Annotated in this window: 17 protein-coding genes and 1 tRNA gene; 14 read left to right on the top strand and 4 right to left on the bottom strand. The window is 68.5% G+C overall.

Features of this window, described 5'->3' with window-relative positions; genetic code table 11:
* Positions 1-22: 22 nt before the first annotated feature.
* Positions 23-1,279, top strand: a complete 1,257-nt coding sequence (locus AC1RNQ_RS02970) for a dipeptidase (protein ID WP_493168790.1) — start codon at positions 23-25, stop codon at positions 1,277-1,279.
* A gap of 1 nt (position 1,280) precedes the next feature.
* Here the strand turns inward: AC1RNQ_RS02970 and AC1RNQ_RS02965 are convergent, their stop codons facing one another.
* Entirely contained in the window at positions 1,281-1,694 is a 414-nt protein-coding gene (locus AC1RNQ_RS02965; RefSeq protein WP_493168789.1) for a DoxX family protein, read from the bottom strand.
* 21 nt (positions 1,695-1,715) lie between these two features.
* Here AC1RNQ_RS02965 and AC1RNQ_RS02960 point away from each other — a divergent pair, with 21 nt between their 5' ends.
* Positions 1,716-2,219 carry a TlpA family protein disulfide reductase gene (locus AC1RNQ_RS02960; protein WP_493168788.1) on the top strand — a complete coding sequence of 168 codons (504 nt, stop codon included), beginning with the start codon at positions 1,716-1,718 and terminating at the stop codon, positions 2,217-2,219.
* Positions 2,220-2,321: 102 nt separating this feature from the next.
* Here AC1RNQ_RS02960 and AC1RNQ_RS02955 read toward each other — a convergent pair whose 3' ends face one another.
* The gene (locus AC1RNQ_RS02955; protein WP_493168787.1) at positions 2,322-3,626 is read right to left on the bottom strand and encodes an FAD-dependent oxidoreductase; all 1,305 of its coding nucleotides are present in this window, start codon (positions 3,624-3,626) and stop codon (positions 2,322-2,324) included.
* A gap of 151 nt (positions 3,627-3,777) precedes the next feature.
* On the opposite strand from AC1RNQ_RS02955, the gene AC1RNQ_RS02950 reads away from it, so the two are divergent.
* The 12 genes from AC1RNQ_RS02950 (at position 3,778) to AC1RNQ_RS02895 (ending at position 17,145) form a co-directional block, all read left to right on the top strand.
* Positions 3,778-3,851: transfer RNA gene (locus AC1RNQ_RS02950), tRNA-Gln, on the top strand.
* Positions 3,852-4,025: 174 nt separating this feature from the next.
* Positions 4,026-4,919, top strand: coding sequence for a TauD/TfdA dioxygenase family protein (locus AC1RNQ_RS02945; RefSeq protein ID WP_493168786.1), 894 nt, complete (start codon positions 4,026-4,028; stop codon positions 4,917-4,919).
* Between the two features lie 14 nt (positions 4,920-4,933).
* Positions 4,934-6,319 carry an FAD/NAD(P)-binding protein gene (locus AC1RNQ_RS02940; RefSeq protein ID WP_493168785.1) on the top strand — a complete coding sequence of 462 codons (1,386 nt, stop codon included), beginning with the start codon at positions 4,934-4,936 and terminating at the stop codon, positions 6,317-6,319.
* 167 nt (positions 6,320-6,486) lie between these two features.
* Positions 6,487-7,098 (top strand): TetR/AcrR family transcriptional regulator, encoded by a 612-nt coding sequence (locus AC1RNQ_RS02935; protein ID WP_493168784.1) that lies wholly within the window; start codon positions 6,487-6,489, stop codon positions 7,096-7,098.
* A 334-nt stretch (positions 7,099-7,432) separates the two neighbouring features.
* Positions 7,433-7,861 (top strand): hypothetical protein, encoded by a 429-nt coding sequence (locus AC1RNQ_RS02930; RefSeq protein ID WP_493168783.1) that lies wholly within the window; start codon positions 7,433-7,435, stop codon positions 7,859-7,861.
* Positions 7,862-7,866: 5 nt separating this feature from the next.
* On the top strand, positions 7,867-9,162 hold the full coding sequence (locus AC1RNQ_RS02925; protein ID WP_493168782.1) for an efflux RND transporter periplasmic adaptor subunit: 1,296 nt from the start codon (positions 7,867-7,869) through the stop codon (positions 9,160-9,162).
* An 89-nt stretch (positions 9,163-9,251) separates the two neighbouring features.
* Positions 9,252-12,428, top strand: a complete 3,177-nt coding sequence (locus AC1RNQ_RS02920; RefSeq protein ID WP_493168781.1) for an efflux RND transporter permease subunit — start codon at positions 9,252-9,254, stop codon at positions 12,426-12,428.
* An 11-nt stretch (positions 12,429-12,439) separates the two neighbouring features.
* A complete protein-coding gene (locus AC1RNQ_RS02915) occupies positions 12,440-13,843 on the top strand; it encodes an efflux transporter outer membrane subunit (protein ID WP_493168780.1) in 1,404 nt (467 codons plus the stop codon).
* Positions 13,844-14,192: 349 nt separating this feature from the next.
* Entirely contained in the window at positions 14,193-14,828 is a 636-nt protein-coding gene (locus tag AC1RNQ_RS02910) for a hypothetical protein (protein WP_493168779.1), read from the top strand.
* Complete coding sequence (locus AC1RNQ_RS02905) at positions 14,758-15,351, top strand: RNA polymerase sigma factor (protein ID WP_493168778.1); 594 nt, start codon at positions 14,758-14,760, stop codon at positions 15,349-15,351. The genes AC1RNQ_RS02910 and AC1RNQ_RS02905 overlap by 71 nt, the downstream gene beginning before the upstream one ends.
* Complete coding sequence (locus tag AC1RNQ_RS02900) at positions 15,348-15,674, top strand: hypothetical protein (protein WP_493168777.1); 327 nt, start codon at positions 15,348-15,350, stop codon at positions 15,672-15,674. The genes AC1RNQ_RS02905 and AC1RNQ_RS02900 overlap by 4 nt, the downstream gene beginning before the upstream one ends.
* A 307-nt stretch (positions 15,675-15,981) precedes the next feature.
* Positions 15,982-17,145 (top strand): helix-turn-helix transcriptional regulator, encoded by a 1,164-nt coding sequence (locus AC1RNQ_RS02895; RefSeq protein ID WP_493168776.1) that lies wholly within the window; start codon positions 15,982-15,984, stop codon positions 17,143-17,145.
* 9 nt (positions 17,146-17,154) lie between these two features.
* Here AC1RNQ_RS02895 and AC1RNQ_RS02890 read toward each other — a convergent pair whose 3' ends face one another.
* Positions 17,155-17,880 carry a hypothetical protein gene (locus AC1RNQ_RS02890; protein WP_493168774.1) on the bottom strand — a complete coding sequence of 242 codons (726 nt, stop codon included), beginning with the start codon at positions 17,878-17,880 and terminating at the stop codon, positions 17,155-17,157.
* Positions 17,881-17,889: 9 nt separating this feature from the next.
* Positions 17,890-19,101 carry a toxic anion resistance protein gene (locus AC1RNQ_RS02885; RefSeq protein ID WP_493168773.1) on the bottom strand — a complete coding sequence of 404 codons (1,212 nt, stop codon included), beginning with the start codon at positions 19,099-19,101 and terminating at the stop codon, positions 17,890-17,892.
* Between the last annotated feature and the right edge of the window lie 70 nt (positions 19,102-19,171).

The raw sequence follows: 19,171 nt of genomic DNA, 5'->3' as shown, positions 1-19,171 counted from the left end.
CAACGCATTAGGGTCGCGCGCCATGAACAAGCCCTCCCTGCTCGCCGGCCTCGCCGCTCTCGCCCTCGTCTCCGCCCCCGCCATTGCCCAGAAGTCGCCCGAGGCGGTCGCCGAGGCGGCGCTCAAGAAGGCGCCGGTGTTCGACGGGCACAACGACGTGCCATGGGAATTGCGCGGGCAGGTCGGCAACGTCATCAACACCTTCGACTTCAACGACACCACCAAGCCCAAGCCCGACGGCACGGTGATGCACACCGACATCCAGCGGCTGCGCAAGGGGCATGTCGGGGCGCAATTCTGGTCGGTCTATGTGCCGTCGAACACCAACGAACAGCAGGCGGTGCAGCAGACGATCGAACAGATCGACGTCGCCAAGCGGCTGATCGCGCGCTACCCGAACGACCTCGGCTTCGCGCTCACCGCGGCCGAACTCGAAAAGCAGATGAAGGCCGGCAAGATCGCCGGCATGCTCGGCATCGAGGGCGGCCAGTCGATCGGGTCGAGCCTCGCGGTACTGCGCGAGATGTACGGCATGGGCGTGCGCTATATGACGCTGACGCACAGCAAGACCACGCCCTGGGCCGATAGCGCGACCGACGCGCCCAAATATGACGGGCTCACCGATTTCGGCAAACAGGTCGTTCGCGAAATGAACCGCCTCGGGATGATCGTGGACTTGAGCCACGTCAGCGAGGCGACGATGAAGGACGCGCTCGAGGTATCGCACGCGCCAGTGATGTTCAGTCACTCGGGCGTGCGCGCGGTCAACGACCATCCGCGCAACGTCCCCGACAGCGTTTTGCCCGCGGTGAAGGCGAACGGCGGCGTCGTCATGGTCGTGCTTTATGCCGCCTTCCTCGACCCCAAGCTGCGCGCGCATGGTCTTGCCAAGACGGCGGAGAAGGCACGGCTCGACGCGCTCTATATCGGCAACCCCGACGCCGCTGCGGCGGCGCTGAAGGCGTGGGAGGCCGCCAATCCGGCGCCGCAGACCCCGATCGGCATCGCGGCCGACCATATCGACCATCTGAAGAGGACGATCGGCGTCGACCATATCGGGATCGGCGGCGATTATGACGGCATGGACGCGACCCCGGTCGGGCTGGAGGATGTGACGGGTTATCCGCGCCTGTTCGCCGAACTCGCGCGGCGCGGTTATACGCAGGCCGAGCTCGAGAAGATTGCGAGCGGCAACATGCTGCGCGTGCTGAAAGCGGTCGAAGCCACTGCCGCGAGCCAGAAGGGCGCGCCGCCGATCGAGACGCCGGTGGCGAAATGAGCTAGCGGCGGCGGAACGGCCAGTCGGTCGCACCGCCCGCCCACAGCGCCCACCAGATGATCACCGGCTGCAGCGCGAGGCGCGGGCCGTGGTACCACCAGCTCAAGGTCTCGCCGCCGATCGCGACATTGGCGAGCGCGTGGTGGAAGTTCGCGGGCCAGACGCACAGCGCATAGAGCGCGAGGCCCCAGCCCGCGGCCTTGCGCGTCGCCGGGATCAGCAGACCGACTGCGCCGAGCAGTTCGGCGACGCCGGTCGCCGCGACGACCTCGTCCGGAAAGGGCACCCACGGCGGGGTGATCGCCAGAAAAGGGGCGGGGGTCGCGAAGTGGCGATAGCCGGCATAGGCGTAAGCGATGGCGAGCAGCCAGCGCAGCGCGAAACGCGCGCGGCTTTCCGGCTTGCCTAGGCCCATGTTTTTTCGTCTATTCGCCGCATGATCATCGCCTCGTCCGCCCGTCTGCTGTTCGCGCCGTTCGCCGCCGCCCTGCTGCTCGGCGCCGCGCCGGGCAAGACGCCGACCTCCGGCCATCCGGCGCCGCCCTTCACCCTGACCACCTTCGACAAGCGCAAGGTCACGCTGGCCGAGATGAAGGGCAAGGTGGTTGTGATCAACTATTGGGCGACCTGGTGCGCGCCGTGCAAGGCCGAAATGCCGATGATGCACCGCTATTTCAAAGCCAATCAGGCGCGCGGGCTCGAGATGTTCGGGGTGACGACGGAGGATAGCGTGCCCAAGTTCCAGCTGAAGAAGGTGTCCGAGCTGCTCTCCTATCCGCTCTCGAACAAGATGAGTGCGGGCTATGGCTCGATCGACAATGCGGTGCCCTCGACCTACATCATCGACCGCAAGGGCATCATCCGCCACGCCAAGAAGGGCGCCTATACCGAGCGCGAGTTCAAGGCCGCGCTCGACCCGCTGCTGGCCGAGAATCCCTAGTCATTTCAGCACCGTTCGTGTCGAGCGAAGTCGAGACACGCGACCGCATGCGCTCTCAGGCGTATCTCGACTTCGCTCGATACGAACGGAAAAGGGAAGAACCTACCGCCCGATCGCCGCCAGCATCGCCTCGATGCTGGTGAATTTCTCGCGCGGATTGCCGTCGAGCGCGGCGGCGACCTCGGCAGCCTCGATCTTGCGCCAGTCGCGGAAGGTCACGGGCGCGACGCCCCGGCTCGCGAGCAGCGCGTCGAGCCCCGCGCGCCCCGCCTTGCCCGCGCCGCGCCCTATATCCGCGAGCAGCATTTCGGCGATGCGTGCGCCGTCGGGCTTGTTGGTGCCGATCGTTCCCGACGGCCCGCGCCGCGCCCAGCCGACGGCGTAGAGGCCGGGCAGGATGCGCCCCTCGTCGCTTGCGAAGCGGCCGCGGCCATGCTCGTACGGCACGCCGGGGATCGGCGGGGTCTGGTAGCCGATACAGCTGACCACCAGCCCGGCGTCGACGGCATAGGTCTCGCCGGTGCCGTGGCTGCGCAGCTCGCTGTCGAGCGTGGTGCGCTCGACGATCACGCGCTGGACGCGGCCCCCATTCCCCTTGGCCCCTTCGATCGCTACCGGCATCGCGAAAAAGTCGAAGTCGATCGTCACCGGCTTGGCGACCGGGTTGGCGGTGAAGCCGCGCAAATGCGTCACCGACTTGCGCATCCCGGGTTCGAGCAGCGCATCGTCGCCCTCGGGCGGCAGGTCGGCGGGGTCGACGCGCGGGCTCGCGCGCTCGAGATGGCCGAGCTCGCCGAGTTCCTTGGGGGTCATCGCGATCTGGTGCGGCCCGCGGCGGCCGAGGATGTGGATCTCGCGCACCGCGCTTTGCGCCAGCGCGTCGCGGGCGTGCGCGACGATGTCGCTGCCCGCGAATTCGGCGGGCGTCTTGGCGAGGATGCGCGCGACGTCGAGCGCGACATTGCCGTTGCCGATCACCACCACCCCCGCGGCGTCGAGCGGCGGACCCAGCGCCGCGAAATCGGGGTGGCCGTTGTACCAGCCCACGAAAGCCGCGCTGCCGATTACCCCCGGCAAATCGGCACCGGGGATGTCGAGCGGCCGGTCGTTCGGCGCGCCCGTCGCGAGCACGACCGCATCGTACAGCCCGACGAGCTCGTCGATCGTCACGTCGGTGCCGACCGACACATGGCCGACGAAGCGGACGTTGTCGGTCAGCGCGACCCCCTCGTAGCGGCGTGACACCGCCTTGATCGACTGGTGATCGGGCGCGACGCCGGTGCGGATCAGGCCATAGGGGACGGGCAGGCGGTCGATGACGTCGACGGCGATATCCTCGGCTTTCTGCAAGCTTTCGGCGGTATAATAGCCCGCGGGACCCGACCCGACGATCGCGACGTGACGCATTCAGCCCACTCCTCCGGGATGTCCGCGCAGCGCGCGGCCCCCTGTCTGTTATCGGCGCGATGCTAGCGGCGAAAACCGGCAGGGCAAGGGGAAGCCGTCGCCGCAGTGGCCTTGACAGCGCGCCCACGGAATCATAATGCGCCCGCCTCATTGCCCCGTCGTCTAATGGTAAGACTACGGATTCTGATTCCGTCTATTGAGGTTCGAATCCTCACGGGGCATCCATTTTCCGACATTCCGATCCTGGAACATGGCATTGCCGTTTGCGGCCGGTCGTGCCTTTTGCGCGGGCTGTCGCGGAACTCTTGTCAATTAATATAGTTGAGTTATGTCAGGCGGACGTCGGGACGTAACCGAGTCGACCGATCCCCCGTCATTTCGGCAAGAGAGGATCGCACCATGGCCACGCTGCCCCAGACCCCCGATATCTTCGAGCAAGCCCGCACGCTGGGCGTCGCCATTTCGCCCTCGACCCCGACGCTCGGCGCCGAGATTTCGGGGCTCGACCTCGACCGCCCGCTGACCGGCGCCGAGGCCGAGCTGCTGCGCGCCGCCTGGCTGCGCTTCAAGGTGATCTTCTTTCGCGACCAGGACATCAGCCACGAAAGCCATGTCCGGCTCGGCGAATTGTTCGGCGCGCTCGAAGGTCATCCGGTGATCCCGCATGTCGAGGGCTATCCCGAGATTTTGCGCATCGAGGGCGTCGAGGGGGTGCAGCTGACCGCCGAGACGCTCGCGCCGTTCCAGGCCTATAACAAATGGCACACCGACGTGACCTTCCGCCAGCAGCCGTCGATCGCCTCGATCCTGCGCGCGCGGGTGCTGCCGCCGCTCGGCGGCGACACGCTATGGGCCGACACCGCCGCGGCTTATGCGGGGCTGCCGCAGCCGGTGAAGGACCGCATCGAGGGGCTCGAGGCCGAGCACGACATCGTCCGCAGTTTCGGCGGGCGGGTCAGCGAGGAAAAGCGCGCCCAGCTCGCGCGCGATTTCCCGCCGGTGCGCCACCCGGTCGTGCGCACCCACCCCGAGACCGGCGAGAAGATCCTCTACGTCAATTACACCTTCACCAGCCGCATCACCGGCATCCCCGAGGAGGAGAGCGACAGCCTGCTCCGCCTGCTGTTCGACCGGATCAAGGTCCCCGAATATCAGATACGCTTCCGCTGGACGCCGAATGCGATCGGCATCTGGGACAATCGCTCGACCCAGCATTATGCGGTCGGGGACTATTGGCCCGAATATCGCGCGCTCGAACGGGTGACGGTATCGGGCGATGTGGTGACGCGTTGAAGTTCGACGGCACCATGCTGCAGGGTCCGCGCCCGCGCTTTCGCACCGTCTCGCGCGTCGCCATCGTCGGCGCGGGCTTTTCGGGCACCCTGCTCGCGATCAACCTGCTCGAGCAGGAGGATGTCGAGGTGCTGCTGATCGAGCGCGATCGGCGGCGCATGGGCGCCGGGGTCGCGTACAGCAGCTTCGACGCCGGGCATCTGCTCAACGTCCGCGCGGGCAATATGAGCGCCTTTCCCGATCGCCCCGGCCATTTCTGCGACTGGCTCGCCGCGCGCGGATTGGGCTGCGATAAGGCCTTCGTCAACCGCGCGACCTATGGCCAATATCTGCGCGAGACGCTCGCTGCGGCGATGGAAAAATACGGCCGCCGCCTGCAGCTGATCGACGACGAGGTGCTCGATATCGAGGAGCGCCACGGCAAGGTCACGCTCGGCCTCGTCAACGGCGGGCTGGTCGAGGCTGACAAGGCCGTGCTCGCGATCGGCAACCTCCCGCCGCACGACCACCCCGCGATCGCGGGCGCGGGGCTGACCCCCTGGCGCTATATCGGCGACCCTTGGGCCAGCCCGCTCGCCGAGGGGCTGCGCCGGCACCAGACGGTGCTCGTCGTGGGCACCGGGCTCACCGCGATCGACGTCATCCTGCGCCTCGCGTCGAACGGCTTCGACGGCAAGATCGTCGCGATGTCGCGCCGCGGCCTGCGCCCGCATCGCCATGTCGACGGGCTCGCGCCGGCGCGCCCCGTGCTCGCCAAGCCCGCGCCCGAATTGTCCGAACTGGTGCGCTGGGCGCGGCAGGAGGCGAAGGCGGGCGACTGGCGGCTTGCGGTCGATTCGGTGCGCCCGATCACCCAGATGATGTGGGCCTCGGCCGATGCGGCGAAGCGCGCGCGCTTCCTGCGCCATCTGCGTCCCTTCTGGGACATCCACCGCCACCGCCTCGCGCCCGAGGTCGCCGACCGCATCGACGGGCTGATCCGCAGCCGTCAGCTGATCTTTCGTGCTGGCAAGATCGACGATGTTGTCAGCGAGCCCGAAAGCGTCGCGGTCCACTGGCGCGCGCGGGGCGAGGCGCGATCGCAGCGGCTCGACGTCGCGCGGATCATCAACTGCACCGGGCCGCAGGGCGACCTGCTACGCGCGACCGACCTGCTCGTCCGCCGCCTGCTCAAACAGGGCGCGATCCGCCCCGATGCGCTGCGCCTCGGGCTAGACATCGACCGCGACGGCCATGTCATGAACCGCGACGGGCGCCCCGCCGAGCATATCCTCGCGATCGGGCCGATGACGCGCGGCGATTTGTGGGAGGTCGTCGCGGTGCCCGACATCCGCACCCAGGTCAGCGCGCTCGCGCGGCGGCTGGTCAACGCGCACTGGACGGGGGGCGAGGGGTTGTAGAAGCGACGCCCAACCCTCACCCTTCCGGCACTTCGCGCCTCCCTCCCTCTCCCGACGGGAGAGGGAGGGAGGCGCCGGCAAAGCCGGTGGGAAGGGTGAGGACGATCCGATGACGCAATCGCACCGCCTCTGGACTTTTGCGGGCACTCCATTATATACCGACCGTTATGGAACAGGATGTCATCTCCGCCCCGAAGGGCCGTCCGCGCGAATTCTGCGTCGACCAGGCGCTTGCCGAAGCCCTCCACGTCTTTTGGGCGAAGGGTTATGACGGCGCCTCGATGACCGACCTGACCGAGGCGATGGGGATCACCAAGCCCAGCCTCTACGCCGCCTTCGGCAACAAGGAAGCCTTGTTTCACAAAGCGTTGGACCTCTATGAGCAGGAAAAGCTCGAATATGGCCGCGCCGCGCTCGAACAGCCGACCGCGCGCAAGGTCGCCGAATATTATCTCCGCAACGCGATCGACGTCCATGGCGGCGCCAGCGACCCCAAGGGGTGCATGGGCCTCATCAGCTCGCTCGCGTGCAGCCCCGAGGCCGAGTCGATCAAGGCCGATGTCGTGCGCCGCCGCGCCTCGTCGCAGCGCCTGCTCGTCGAGCGCTTCGAACGCGCCAAGGCCGAGGGCGATCTGCCGGTGCATGTCGATGCCGAGGGGCTGACCAGCGTGCTTTATGCGCTGCTCCAGGGCATCACGGTGCAGGCCGGCGCGGGCGCGACCCATGCCGAGCTCGAGCGGTTGGTCGACACCAGCATGACGCTCTGGCCCAGCCCCTGAAAGCTGAACTGAACGCTCGATTAAAAATATTTCGTACCGGCCGGTATATAACTCTTGACCAAGGCTGATCCAGATTATATATACCGGACAGTACAGAAGGTGGCTGGACGGTTCGGACGGCTGCGAGGACGCGAAGGGAACGCCGATGCGCAAACGGACATGTAGAACCGCCTAGGGACCACCCGGGCAAATAACTGCAAATTCTCGCGAGACCGATCGGCACCGCCTTGGCGCCGAACCCTTTCGCTCATCCGAAATCTCCCCTCGCCGGGCGCAAGCGTCCCGGGGCCTGAGCCCCCTTGCGCCCGGCACCCCCATCCAAGGAGGATCCGCCATGGCCTATCTTGCCGTCAACGAAGCGCTCGATTTTGCGCCCATCCCTTCTCGGGCTTCCCTCTCCCGGATCGCCGCCCTTGCCCCCGTGGCGGCGCCGGCAGCGCCGAAAGCCAAACCCGCTGGCTTTTCGGCGCTCGAATGGTCGGTCGTGATGCTCGCGCGTCACGACCGGCCATCATCGCTTCGCGAACCCGGCCGCGTCGGCAAGCTGCTCGGCGCGATCTTCGGCGAAAGCTACAACCGCCGCCTCGCCGATTCCCGGCTGGAAGCGCTGCGCCGCATGGCGGTGCTGACCTGGCACCATGGCTATGCCGTGACCTCGGGGCAGATCGGCGAGTTCCTCGCCGCCGGCTTCACCACCGACCATTATGACCTGCTCGGCCGCCGCGTCGCCGAAGTGCTCAGCAGCCGCCTCTTCCGAAAGTAACAACCATGAACATGCTCTCCCCCTTCGACCGCGCGAAAGCGCGGGAGGTCGAACTCGCCCCCGGCACCGCCTCCACCCCCGCCAAGACCCCGAGCCGCTGGCGTCGCCGCGCGCTGATCGGCCTGCCGCTCGCGCTCGTCGCCGCCGGCGGTTACGCGCTCTCGACGCGCGACAACGTAGCGGTCGCCGCGCCCCCGCTCCCGGTCGTCACCGTCGCCGCGCCGCTGGTGCGCGACATCACCCAGTGGGACGATTATGTCGGCCGCTTCGAGGCGAGCCGCGCGGTCGAGGTGCGTCCGCGCGTCTCGGGCCAGCTCGTCGGCGTGCATTTCACCGACGGCCAGATCGTCCGCAAGGGGCAATTGCTCTTCACGCTCGACGCGCGGCCGTTCAACGCCGCGCTCGCCGAGGCGCGCGCCGATGCCGCGAGCGCGCGCAGCGACCTTGAACTCGCGCGCGTCAACCTCGCGCGCGCCAACCGGCTGATTGCCGACGAGGCGGTGTCGCAGAGCGACCTCGATCAGCTCAACGCCCGCGTCCGCGCCGCGTCGGCGGCGCTCGCCGCGGCCGATGCCCGCGTGCGCTCGCGGTCGCTCGACGTCGAATTCACCCAGGTCCGCGCGCCGATCGGCGGCCGCATCTCCGACCGCCGCGTCGACTCGGGCAACCTCGTCGCCGCGGGCGAGGGGGCGGGCGGCAGCCTGCTGACCACGATCAACGCGCTCGACCCGATCTATTTCAACTTCGACAGTTCGGAGGCTTTGTTCCTCAAGGCGCAGCGCGAACGCCAGGCCGGCGGCGCGGCGGCGCAGCAGGTCGAGATCCGGCTGCAGGACGAGAGCGATTATCGCTGGAAGGGCCGCGTCGATTTCTCGGACAATGCGATCAACGCCAATTCGGGCACGCTGCGCGTCCGCGCGGTGATCGACAATCCCGACTATTTCCTGACCCCCGGGATGTTCGGCAACATGCGCCTCGCGCAGGGCGGGACGGTGTCGGCCTTGCTCGTCCCCGATGCCGCGGTGCGCACCGACCAGGCGCGCAAGCAATTGTTCGTCGTCGGCAAGGACGGCACCGTCGCCGCGCGGCCGGTCGAGACCGGCCCGCTCGTCGCCGGGCTGCGCGTCATCCGCTCGGGGCTGAAGGCCGACGACCGGGTGATCGTGCAGGGCATCCAGTTCGCCCAGCCGGGCGCCAAGGTGACGGCAAAGCCTACGACGATCCAGCCCAAGGCCGCGCCCGCCGCGCCCGCCGGCGCCGGGCAGTCGCCCGCCGCGTCGCAGGCCACACTGGCTCCGTAAGGTGACCCGCCGCGCCGGACCGTCCGGCGCGGCGTCGCCCACCCCGATTGCACCATCTTGCCGGCCCCCACGGGCCGAGGAGGCTCGCCATGCGTCTCAGCCATTTCTTCATCCGCCGCCCGATCTTCGCGGGCGTGATCGCGATCATCATCACCATCGTCGGCGCCTTCGCCTATTTCGGGCTGCCGGTGTCGCAATTCCCCGCGGTCGTCCCGCCGACGGTGACGGTCAGCGCCAATTATCCCGGCGCCTCGGCCGAAACCGTCGCCGACACCGTCGCCGCGCCGATCGAGCAACAGATCAACGGCGTCGACAATATGCTCTACCAGTCGTCGCAATCGACCGGCGACGGGCGGCTGACGATCACCGTCACCTTCAAGCTCGGCACCGATCTCGACACCGCGCAGGTGCTCGTCCAGAACCGCGTCGCGCTCGCCGAACCCAGCCTGCCCGAGGAAGTGCGGCGGCAGGGCGTCGTCGTGCGCAAGACCTCGCCCTCGTGGCTGATGGCGGTCAACGTGCTGTCGCCCGACGGCTCGCTCGATCGCAGCTATGTCTCCAACTATGCGCTGACCCAGCTCAAGGACCGGCTGACCCGCGTCGACGGCATCGGCGACGTCCAGGTGTTCGGCGCTCGCGACTATGCGATGCGCGTGTGGATCGACCCCGGCCGCGCCGCTGCGCTCAATCTGACCGCGGGCGACATCGTGTCGGCGCTGCGCGAACAGAATGTCCAGGTCGCCGCCGGCACCGTCGGCCAGCCGCCCTTCGACACCGGCGCCGCGCACCAACTCAGCGTCGAGACGCAGGGCCGCTTCAAGACCGCCGGCGAATTCGCGAATATCATCGTGCGCACCGCGCCCGACGGCGCGATCACGCGCCTCAGCGACGTCGCGCGCGTCGAACTGGGGGCCGAGGATTATGGCGTGAACGCCTATCTGTCGGGCCAGGATTCGATCATCATGGGCATCACCCAGCGGCCGGGCACCAACGCGCTCGCCGCCGCCGAGGGGGTGAAGGCGCAGCTCGCCGAGGCGTCGAAAAGCTTCCCCAAAGGGCTCGAGTACCGGATCATCTGGAACCCGACCGAGTTCATCAGCGAATCGATGTCGGCGGTGCAGGCGACCCTGCTCGAGGCGATGGTCCTCGTCGTCCTCGTCATCCTCATCTTCCTGCAAAGCTGGCGCGCCGCGATCATCCCCGTCATCGCCATCCCCGTGTCGCTGATCGGCACCTTCGCGGTGCTCGCCGCGCTCGGCTATTCGCTCAACACGCTATCGATGTTCGGGCTGGTGCTCGCGATCGGCATCGTCGTCGACGACGCGATCGTCGTGGTCGAGAATGTCGAACGCAATATGGAGCATGGCCTGTCTCCGCGCGAAGCCGCGCACACCTCGATGGACGAGGTGTCGGGCGCGCTCGTCGCGATCGTGCTCGTGCTCTGCGCGGTGTTCGTGCCGACGACCTTCCTCACCGGGATCACCGGCGAATTCTATCGCCAGTTCGCGGTGACGATCGCCACCGCCACCGTGATCTCGCTGATCCTCTCGCTCACCCTGTCGCCCGCGCTTGCCGCGATGCTGCTGCGCCCGCGCGCCACCGAAGCCCCCGCGTCGGGGTGGCGGCGTTATGCCTGGCAGGCGGGCGACCGCTTCAACCGCAGCTTTGACCGGCTCAGCGACTGGTATGCCCAGGCCGCGCGCCGCATCGTTGCCGCTCCGCGCAAGGCCTTTGCCACCTATGGCGCGCTGATCGTGGCGACCGCGGCGATCTTCTGGGCGACCCCCGCGGGCTTCGTCCCCGCGCAGGACCAGGGCTATGCCCTCGCCGCGATCCAGCTCCCCCCGGGCAGCTCGATCCAGCAGACCGATGCGGTGCTCAAGAAAGTGGTGAAGAAGCTGCTCGAGGTGCCCGGCACCGAGGCGGCGGTGATGTTTGCCGGCTTCGACGGCGCCTCGGGTACCCAGGCGTCGAACGCCGGCGCGGCCTATGTCACCTTCAAGCCCTTTTCGGAACGTGCGGGCACCGACCGGACCGAGGCCAATATCGAGAACGACATGCGCGCGGCGCTCGCCGACGTGAACGACGCCTTCGTGTTCGTCATCCCGCCGCCGGTGATCCAGGGCATCGGCAATGGCGGCGGTTACCGCATGATCGTGCAGGACCGCAGCGACGCCGGCTATCAGGCGCTCGAACAGGCGGGCGGCCAGCTGATCGGCGCCGCGCACCAGCAGCGCGAGCTCGCCAATGTCTTCACCCTCTACAATACCGCGACGCCGCGTGTGTACGCCGACATCGACCGCGCCAAGTCCGACATGCTCGGGGTGCCGCCGGCGCGCGTGTTCGAGGCGCTGCAGGTCTATCTCGGCTCGGCATACGTCAACGACTTTAACCTGCTCGGGCGCACCTTCCGCGTCACCGCGCAGGCCGAGGCCGCGGCGCGCGACGATCCGTCGGACATCGCGCAGCTCAAGACGCGTTCGAACACGGGCGAGATGGTGCCGCTCGGCGCGGTCGCGACCTTCAGCGACCGGACCGGCCCCTATCGCGTCACCCGCTACAACCTCTTCCCCGCGGTCGAGGTCGATGGCGAGACCGCACCCGGTTATTCGACGGGCCAGGCGATTTCGGTGATGGAAAAGATCGCCGAAGATCTGCCCGCGGGCTTCTCGGCCGAATGGACCGATCTGGCCTTCCAGCAAAAGGCGGCGGGCAATGTCGCCGCGCTGATCTTCGCGCTGTCGGTCGTGTTCGTCTTCCTCGTGCTCGCCGCGCAGTTCGAAAGCCTGACGCTGCCGCTCGCGATCATCCTGATCGTGCCGATGACGCTGCTTGCCGCGATGGCGGGGGTGAATCTGCGCGGTCTCGACAATAATATCCTGACCCAGATCGGCCTCATCGTGCTGATCGCGCTCGCCGCGAAAAATGCGATCCTGATCGTCGAATTCGCCAAGCAGGCCGAGGAACGCGGGGCGACGGTGGTCGAGGCGGCGGTCGCGGCAGCCCGCGCGCGCCTCCGCCCGATCCTGATGACCAGCTTCGCCTTCATCCTCGGCGTGGCGCCGCTCGTCTGGGCCTCTGGGCCGGGATACGAGCTGCGTCAGGCGCTCGGCACCGCGGTCTTCTATGGCATGATCGGGGTCACCTTCTTCGGGCTCGTCTACACGCCCAGCTTCTATGTCGTCTGCCGCACGCTCGGCGACCGCATCGCCGCCCGCCGCGGCCGCGGTAGCGCCGCCGATCCCGTGCTGCAGCCCGCCGAATAAGGAGAAAGCCCATGCGCAATTTTCTCATCGCCACCGTATCCGCGCTGACCCTTGCGGCGTGCGCGGTCGGGCCGGACTTCGCCACACCCCCCTCCCCCGTGACGGCGTCCGGCCCCTTCCTCTCGACGAAAGCGGGGGTCACCAGCACCGCGCCCGCCGACGCCAATTGGTGGCGGCTCTATAACGACCCGGTGCTCGACGGACTGGTGACCGACGCGCTCGCCGCCAACACCGACGTCCGCGTTGCGGTGGCGCGCATCGCCAAGGCGCGCGCCGCCTTGCGCGAAGTCCGCGGCGACCGCCTGCCGAGCACCAACCTCAGCGCCGGCGCCAACTACGGCCGCGCCAGCGAAGGGCAGGTGCCCGCGGGCGCCGACCGCGAGGGCTGGCAGGTCGATGCCGGGCTCAGCGTCGGGTACGAGGTCGACCTGTTCGGCCGCGTCGGCCGCGGGGTCGAGGCCGCGCGCGGCGACCTCGCTGCCGCCGAGGCCGACGCCGACGCGGTGCGCGTGACGATCGTCGCCGAAACCGCGCGTGCCTATGCCGACGCCGCCTCGTCAGCCGAGCGGCTGGCGGTCGCCGAGAAGATCGTCGCCTTGCTCGACCAGTCGGTGAAGCTCACCGCGCGCCGCGCCGAGGTCGGGCTGACGACCCGGCTCGACACCGCGCGCGTCGCGGCCTTGCGCAACCAGCGCGCCGCCGACATCCCCGCGATCGCTGCCGAGCGCGACGCCGCCTTGTTCCGCCTCGCGACGCTCACCGGGCGCACTCCGGCGGACTTGCCACCGATCGCGGCGGCGCGCACGACGACCTTGCGCCTCGACCAGCCGATCCCGGTCGGCGACGGCGCCGCCTTGCTCGCGCGCCGGCCCGACGTGGCCGCCGCCGAACGCCGCCTCGCTGCCGCGACCGCGCGCATCGGGGTCGCGACCGCCGATCTTTATCCGAAGGTCACCCTCGGCGCTTCGGTCGGGCAGACCAGCTCCGGCCTTGGCGACCTGTTCGGCGGCGGCCCGCTGCGCTGGCTCTTGGGGCCGCTGATCAGCTGGAACTTCCTCAATCAGGAAGCGACGCGTGCGCGCATCGAAGGCGCCGAGGCGGATACGCAGGCCGCACTCGCGACCTTCGACGGCACCGTGCTGCGCGCGCTCGAGGAGACCGAGACAGCGCTCTCGGGCTACGCGCATATGCTGGGTCGCCGCACCGCGCTGCAGTCGGCGCGGGACGAGGCCGGGATCGCGGTGCGCATCACCCGCGCGCAGCAGCGCGAAGGCGCGATCGACGGCCTCGCGGCGCTCGACGCCGAGCGGACCTTTGCCGAAGCCGAAGGCGCGCTGGCGCTCGCCGACGCGCGGATTGCCGACGCGCAGGTCGATCTGTTCCGCGCGCTGGGCGGGCGGTGGAACGCCACGTAGCTCCCCTCCCTGAAAGGGAGGGGTTGGGGGTGGGTGGATGGCAAGCGCCCGCGCCATCCTTCCGACCCACCCCTAGCTGCGACTAGGTCCGGCTGCGCCGAACCAAGTCTCGCTACCCCTCCCTTTCAGGGAAGGGGGGCACGCGCAAAAATTTCCTCCCACCCCGCATCCAAACCTTTCCCCCGCACCGTCTACTCCCTGACCGGCCCATACAGCCGGTCCTTGCGGCGACCGCGACGCGGTTCCCAGCCGGTCCTCCGCTCTCCCCGGGGCGGCCCGGTGAAGCGGCCTTGCTCGCGGTCGCCGCCTGTGGTTTCACCATGCCCCGGGGCATGCAGGGAGAAAGACGATGTTCCATCTATTGGCCGCGACCCAAGCTGCCGCCACCGCCGCCCCGCCGGCCGTTCCGCCCGCCGCCGCGGCCGCCGTTCCGGTCGCCGTCCCCGCGCAGGCGATGCCCGCGCAAGCGATCAGCCCCGCCGACGTCGCGGCCTATATCGACCCGCGCGATATCGCGGCCTATCTGCCCGCGCCGCCGCCGACCACCGAGCTGGTTGCGGTCAGCGACAGTTTTTTCCGCCTTATGGAAAATATCACGATGGTCGCGCTGTTCGTCATCGGCTTTTTCCTGCTCGCACGGCTGATCCACGCGTGGATGATGCACCGCTCGATCCGCCGCGCGCTCGAGGCGAAATCGGACTCGGTCACGCCGCTGATCGAGAAACTCAACAAGCCCTATGAGCATCTCGGCCCATGGACGGGTGGTACGGCCAATGGCAGCGGCAACGAAGACCGCAACGGCCTCGTGCTGCTCGCGATCGGCCTTGCGATGGCGGGCTTCGGGCTGATCCAGGGGCAGGAACAGGTGATCCGCGTCGCCGCCGGCGCCGCGCTGTTCCCCGCCTTCGTCGGCATTGCCCTGCTCGTCCGCCGCCGCCTCGCGCGCGCCGCGGCTGCCGAGGAACGGGCCGCTGAACTCGGATGAAGATTGGGCCCTCAACCAGCGCGTTGCCGGGGGAGATCGCGCCGCTTTCCAGCTCCTCGTGCTGCGGCACGAGGGGCGCCTCCGCGCCTTCCTGGCGCGTGCCGCGGGCAGCGAGGCCGACGGCGACGACCTGGCGCAGGAGGCCTTCGTCCGGGCGTGGAGCCGCGCGGGCGATTACCGCGGGCAGGGGAGCTATGCGGCGTGGGTCATGGGGATCGGCTGGCGCCTGTTCCTCGACCAGCGCCGCACGGCGAAACGGCGCGAGGAACTGGCCGCGCGCGATGAGGATGGCCCGGCCAGCAGCAATCCGCACGGCGCGACCGACGCCGCGATCGACGTCGGCCGCCTTCTCGCTGGACTGTCGGCACAAGAACGCGCCGCCCTCACCCTCTGCTTCGGCCATGGCTGGTCGCACGGCGACGCCGCCGAAATCATGGGCTTGCCGCTCGGCACGCTCAAATCTTTGGTCTTGCGCGGCCGCGCCAAGGCGCAGAAGCTGATCGGCGAAGGAGGAGCGGCATGACCGGGTCGGACGACATGCGCATCGATGCGATGCTGGGCGCGATGCTCGCGCCGCCGGCGCGTGCCGGCGACCGCGGCTTTGCGGTGCAGGTCGACCGCGCGATCGACGCGCAGGCGGCCTATGCCCGCGCGCGGTCGCGCTTCTGGACCAGCTTTGCTTTCGAAGCGCTCGCGGTCGCGGCGCTGCTGGCCGGGCTGTGGCTGCTCTCGGGCACGCCGCTCCTCGCCCCGCTCGCCAGCCCGGCGCAATGGGGCTTCGCGCCGCCGCTGCTGCTGATCCTGCTGCTGTGGTTCGGCGGGACGCAGCGGCTGCGCGGCGTTTAGAGTCTGTCCTGTTCAGACCGAATCGTTCTTGGGTTCAATTTAGACAGGGCGGACTTTACGGGCGCGGCCTGACTCCAAGAAAAGGAAGCCCGCCGGTTTCCCGGCGGGCTTCAAACGAACAGGATGGCCCTTTCGGGCCATCCTGTCCTTTGGGTCGCCCCCATGGAATGACCGATTTGACCCCGGCCCGCGCTACCCATATGGGTAGCAGTCGAACTTTTTTCCTTTCCGCGACTATATATTGATATGGCGCGATTTTCCGCCGCGCCGCCGCGCCTGCCCACCGATCTTCCTGCCGGGGATGTCGATGCCGAACGATCCGCTTTCGCCTTTTCCGTCCGATCATAATGCCGCCGCCGAATGGGACGTCCTGAACGGGCTGATCGGCGAAATCTATGATTCGGTGCTGCACCCCGAACATTGGAACGAGACGCTCGCGCAGATCACCAACACGCTCTGTCCGCTCGGCTGGGACGCCGCCTTCCTCCTCTGGGAAAGCAGCAATCCACCCGCCGCGCGCTTCGTCGCCGCGACCGGGCTCGCCGCCGGGGTGCAGGAAATCTATGCGGCGGTCTATGCCGGACGGCACGAATGGTCGCGCAAGATGATGCGCTACGGCAATGGCAGCGTCGTCGACAGCAACGACATCATGACCCGCGCGGAGTTCGCCGAGACCGAATTCTCGCGCCATTTCCTGGCGCCCTGGGGCATCGACCGGCTGGTCGGGGTGCTGCTCGACCGGCGCGGCGGCGAGCATCTGGGGCTGATGATCCCGGGCCCCGGCGACCGCGACATCGAGCGGCTGAAGCGCGGCATGCGCACGCTCGCGCCGCATATCCAGCGCGCGATGCGGATCAGCGACCGGCTCGCGACGCTCGAACTCGCCGCGGGCGCGGCGCGCGCCGCCGCCGACGCCGCGCCTTTCGCGATTTTCAGCCTCGACGACCAGCTCAATATCCTCGCCGCGAACAGCCGCGCCGCGCAATATGAACGCGCGGGCTTCGTCCGCCTCGCGGGCGACCGCTTCGCCTTCACCAGCGCGGCGAGCCAGAAGGTCATGCTCGACCTGCTGCGGGGTCCGAACCCGGCGGGCCTCGCCTTCCAGGCTTTGGGCAAGGGCGGCAGGGAATGCCCGGTGCTCGCCGCGCGGATCACGCGCCAGTCGGTGCCGCAGATCGGCGGCATCGCGCTCGGTGCCTCGCTGATCGTCACGCTGGGCAGCGCACCCGGCGAAACCCCGGTGGTCGCGGTCGACCGCATCGCGCAATGGTTCGGGCTCACCCCGGCCGAGGCGCGGCTGGCGGTCGCGCTCGACGCGGGGCAGTCGCTGCAGGATTATGCAGCGCAGCGCGCGATAAGCCTCAACGCGGTGCGCTTCCTGCTCAAGGGCGTATTCCGCAAGACCGGCGCGACCAGCCAGGCGCAATTGCTCGCCACGCTCGCGCGGCTGCCCGCCGCGACGGAAGGCTAACGGGCCGGATCAGCCGCTCGGCGCGTCCTCGCCCTCGAACCCTTGATATTTGAGCTGCAGATAGCGTTCGCGCGTCGCGAGCTTGTCGAGCTCGCCCGCCGCCAGGCTGCGCGCGGCTTGGCCGATCTCGCTTTCGAGCGTCTTCAATCCGCCGAGCAGCGTCTCGTCGGGGGTGCGCCCGGCGTGCGCCTCGGTGCGCAGCCCCGCGGGGATGCGCTGGTACCCCGCAACCAGCTCGGGCAGGTCCTCGCCGACCAGCTTGCGGATGTTTGCTGCCGCGGGGCTCGATGCGTCGAGCGTCTGGAGCTGCGGCGCGAGCAGGTCGAGCTGGACGCCGATCCCGTCGACCAGCTGGCGCGCCGGGGCGGGAAGCGCCGGGCGCTGCGCCTCGAGCCAGATTTCGGTGCGCCCGGCGAGCTGCTTGAGGTCGGCCTTGGGCAGGTCGGCCTGCTGCGGCTCGGGAAAGGGCGACCGGCCGAACAGCACCGCGACCCCGACCAGCAGCACGAACAGCGCGAGTAGCCCGGTGAAGCCCAAGGGCTGGATCAGCGCCCCGAACAGCGCCGCGCCGAGCAGCACGACGCCGCCCGCGATCAGCATCCGGCCCAGCTTTTTGTACAGATGCTGGCGGCGCAGCGCGACGCTCTTGGTGCCGATCGGCCGCCGCCGCTCGCGCGACCGTTCGATCGCCGAGGTGGCCGACAGCCGGACCTTGTCGACTTCGCTCATCGTCATCGTCGCCACTTATCCCTCTAGCGCCGCGAGCGGGCTGGCGGCGCCGCCGACGCTCGCCTGCGCCTGGCTCGCGCCCTCGGCGCGCGCGATATAGCCCTTCGACTTGGCGACCTCGCCCTCCAGCGTGGTGACCGTGGTCTTCATCGTGTCGAGCGCCTTCAATTTGAAGGTGTCGATCGCGTCCATCGTGTCGTAGATGTTCTGGAAGGCGCGCTGCAGCGTCTCCATCGGGATCGTGCTCGACGCGGCCTGTTCGTGGATGCGCGCGGTATTGTCCTTCAGCATCTGCGACGTGCCGTCGATGATGTTCGCGGTCGTCGCGTTCAGCGCGGTGATCTGTTCGAGCACCAGCTTCTGGTTGGTCATCGCCTGCGCGACGGTGATCGCGGTCTTGAGCGCGCCGACCGTGGTGGTCGACGCGCGGTCGACGCCCTTCACCAGCTCGACATTGTTCTTCTTGACCAGATCGAGCGCGAGATAGCCCTGCACCGTCACCGCCATTTGCGTCAGCAGGTCCTGCGTGCGCTGGCGCGCATAGAAGAGCGCATTCTCGCGAATCACCTTGGCCTTGGCGGGGTTGGTGCCGTCGAGCTCGGTCGCCTTGGCTTCGAGCCGCTCGTCGAGCTTGCCCGCGATGTGGATCATCTGCTCGAGCTTGCCCATCGCTTCCCACAGCTTGCGCCGTTCGACGTCGATCGCCGCATTGTCCATCAACAGCTCGTCCTTGCCGTTGGTCAGCGCGGTCAAAATGCCCGAGATATGCGTCTGCGCGCTGCGATATTGCGCGAAATAATTGGTGATCTTGCTGCCGAAGATCTTGTCGAGGAAGCCGCGCTTGTCGAGCAGCTTGCCGTTCGCCGACGGGTCGAGCCGTTCGACGGTGTTGCGCAGCTCGATCAGATTCTTGCCGATGTCGGTGTCGCGGTCCATCGCCTTGATCGGGCGGTCGAGGAAGCGGTTCGACTGGTTCGCCGCCTCCAGCATTTCCTTGCGGCCCATATTGGTGATCTGGTCGATCTTCTGGCCGAACGCGGGCGAATTCTCGTCCTGCGCGACCAGGTCGTCGATGAAGCTGTCGACGCGGTCGTCGAGCTTCGTGCGCTGCTCGCTCGACAGCGGCACCAGGCCCGCCGCCTTTTCGGGGGCGAGAGGGGGCAGCGGTTCGGGCGGCGTCAGTTTCAACTCGTCGGTCGCCGTCGCGGTTGCGGTCAGTTCGCTCATTCGTCTTCCTTCCACCCCTTTGCCGCCCGCCTATATGGCATGCGGACCTGTGTTATTCAAGCACTACACC

The organism is Sphingopyxis sp. GW821-FHT12F08, assembly GCF_058806755.1.
The sequence above is the reverse complement of the archived record's forward strand: the minus strand, read 5'-3'. Positions and strand labels throughout refer to the sequence as shown.

What these genes read in the sequence shown, in the direction of transcription:
- AC1RNQ_RS02970 (WP_493168790.1), top strand. Translation starts at nt 23, where the DNA reads ATGAACAAGCCCTCCCTGCTCGCCGGCCTCGCCGCTCTCGCCCTCGTC.
- AC1RNQ_RS02965 (WP_493168789.1), bottom strand. Translation starts at nt 1,694, where the DNA reads ATGGGCCTAGGCAAGCCGGAAAGCCGCGCGCGTTTCGCGCTGCGCTGG.
- AC1RNQ_RS02960 (WP_493168788.1), top strand. Translation starts at nt 1,716, where the DNA reads ATGATCATCGCCTCGTCCGCCCGTCTGCTGTTCGCGCCGTTCGCCGCC.
- AC1RNQ_RS02955 (WP_493168787.1), bottom strand. Translation starts at nt 3,626, where the DNA reads ATGCGTCACGTCGCGATCGTCGGGTCGGGTCCCGCGGGCTATTATACC.
- AC1RNQ_RS02945 (WP_493168786.1), top strand. Translation starts at nt 4,026, where the DNA reads ATGGCCACGCTGCCCCAGACCCCCGATATCTTCGAGCAAGCCCGCACG.
- AC1RNQ_RS02940 (WP_493168785.1), top strand. Translation starts at nt 4,934, where the DNA reads ATGCTGCAGGGTCCGCGCCCGCGCTTTCGCACCGTCTCGCGCGTCGCC.
- AC1RNQ_RS02935 (WP_493168784.1), top strand. Translation starts at nt 6,487, where the DNA reads ATGGAACAGGATGTCATCTCCGCCCCGAAGGGCCGTCCGCGCGAATTC.
- AC1RNQ_RS02930 (WP_493168783.1), top strand. Translation starts at nt 7,433, where the DNA reads ATGGCCTATCTTGCCGTCAACGAAGCGCTCGATTTTGCGCCCATCCCT.
- AC1RNQ_RS02925 (WP_493168782.1), top strand. Translation starts at nt 7,867, where the DNA reads ATGAACATGCTCTCCCCCTTCGACCGCGCGAAAGCGCGGGAGGTCGAA.
- AC1RNQ_RS02920 (WP_493168781.1), top strand. Translation starts at nt 9,252, where the DNA reads ATGCGTCTCAGCCATTTCTTCATCCGCCGCCCGATCTTCGCGGGCGTG.
- AC1RNQ_RS02915 (WP_493168780.1), top strand. Translation starts at nt 12,440, where the DNA reads ATGCGCAATTTTCTCATCGCCACCGTATCCGCGCTGACCCTTGCGGCG.
- AC1RNQ_RS02910 (WP_493168779.1), top strand. Translation starts at nt 14,193, where the DNA reads ATGTTCCATCTATTGGCCGCGACCCAAGCTGCCGCCACCGCCGCCCCG.
- AC1RNQ_RS02900 (WP_493168777.1), top strand. Translation starts at nt 15,348, where the DNA reads ATGACCGGGTCGGACGACATGCGCATCGATGCGATGCTGGGCGCGATG.
- AC1RNQ_RS02895 (WP_493168776.1), top strand. Translation starts at nt 15,982, where the DNA reads ATGCCGAACGATCCGCTTTCGCCTTTTCCGTCCGATCATAATGCCGCC.
- AC1RNQ_RS02890 (WP_493168774.1), bottom strand. Translation starts at nt 17,880, where the DNA reads ATGACGATGAGCGAAGTCGACAAGGTCCGGCTGTCGGCCACCTCGGCG.
- AC1RNQ_RS02885 (WP_493168773.1), bottom strand. Translation starts at nt 19,101, where the DNA reads ATGAGCGAACTGACCGCAACCGCGACGGCGACCGACGAGTTGAAACTG.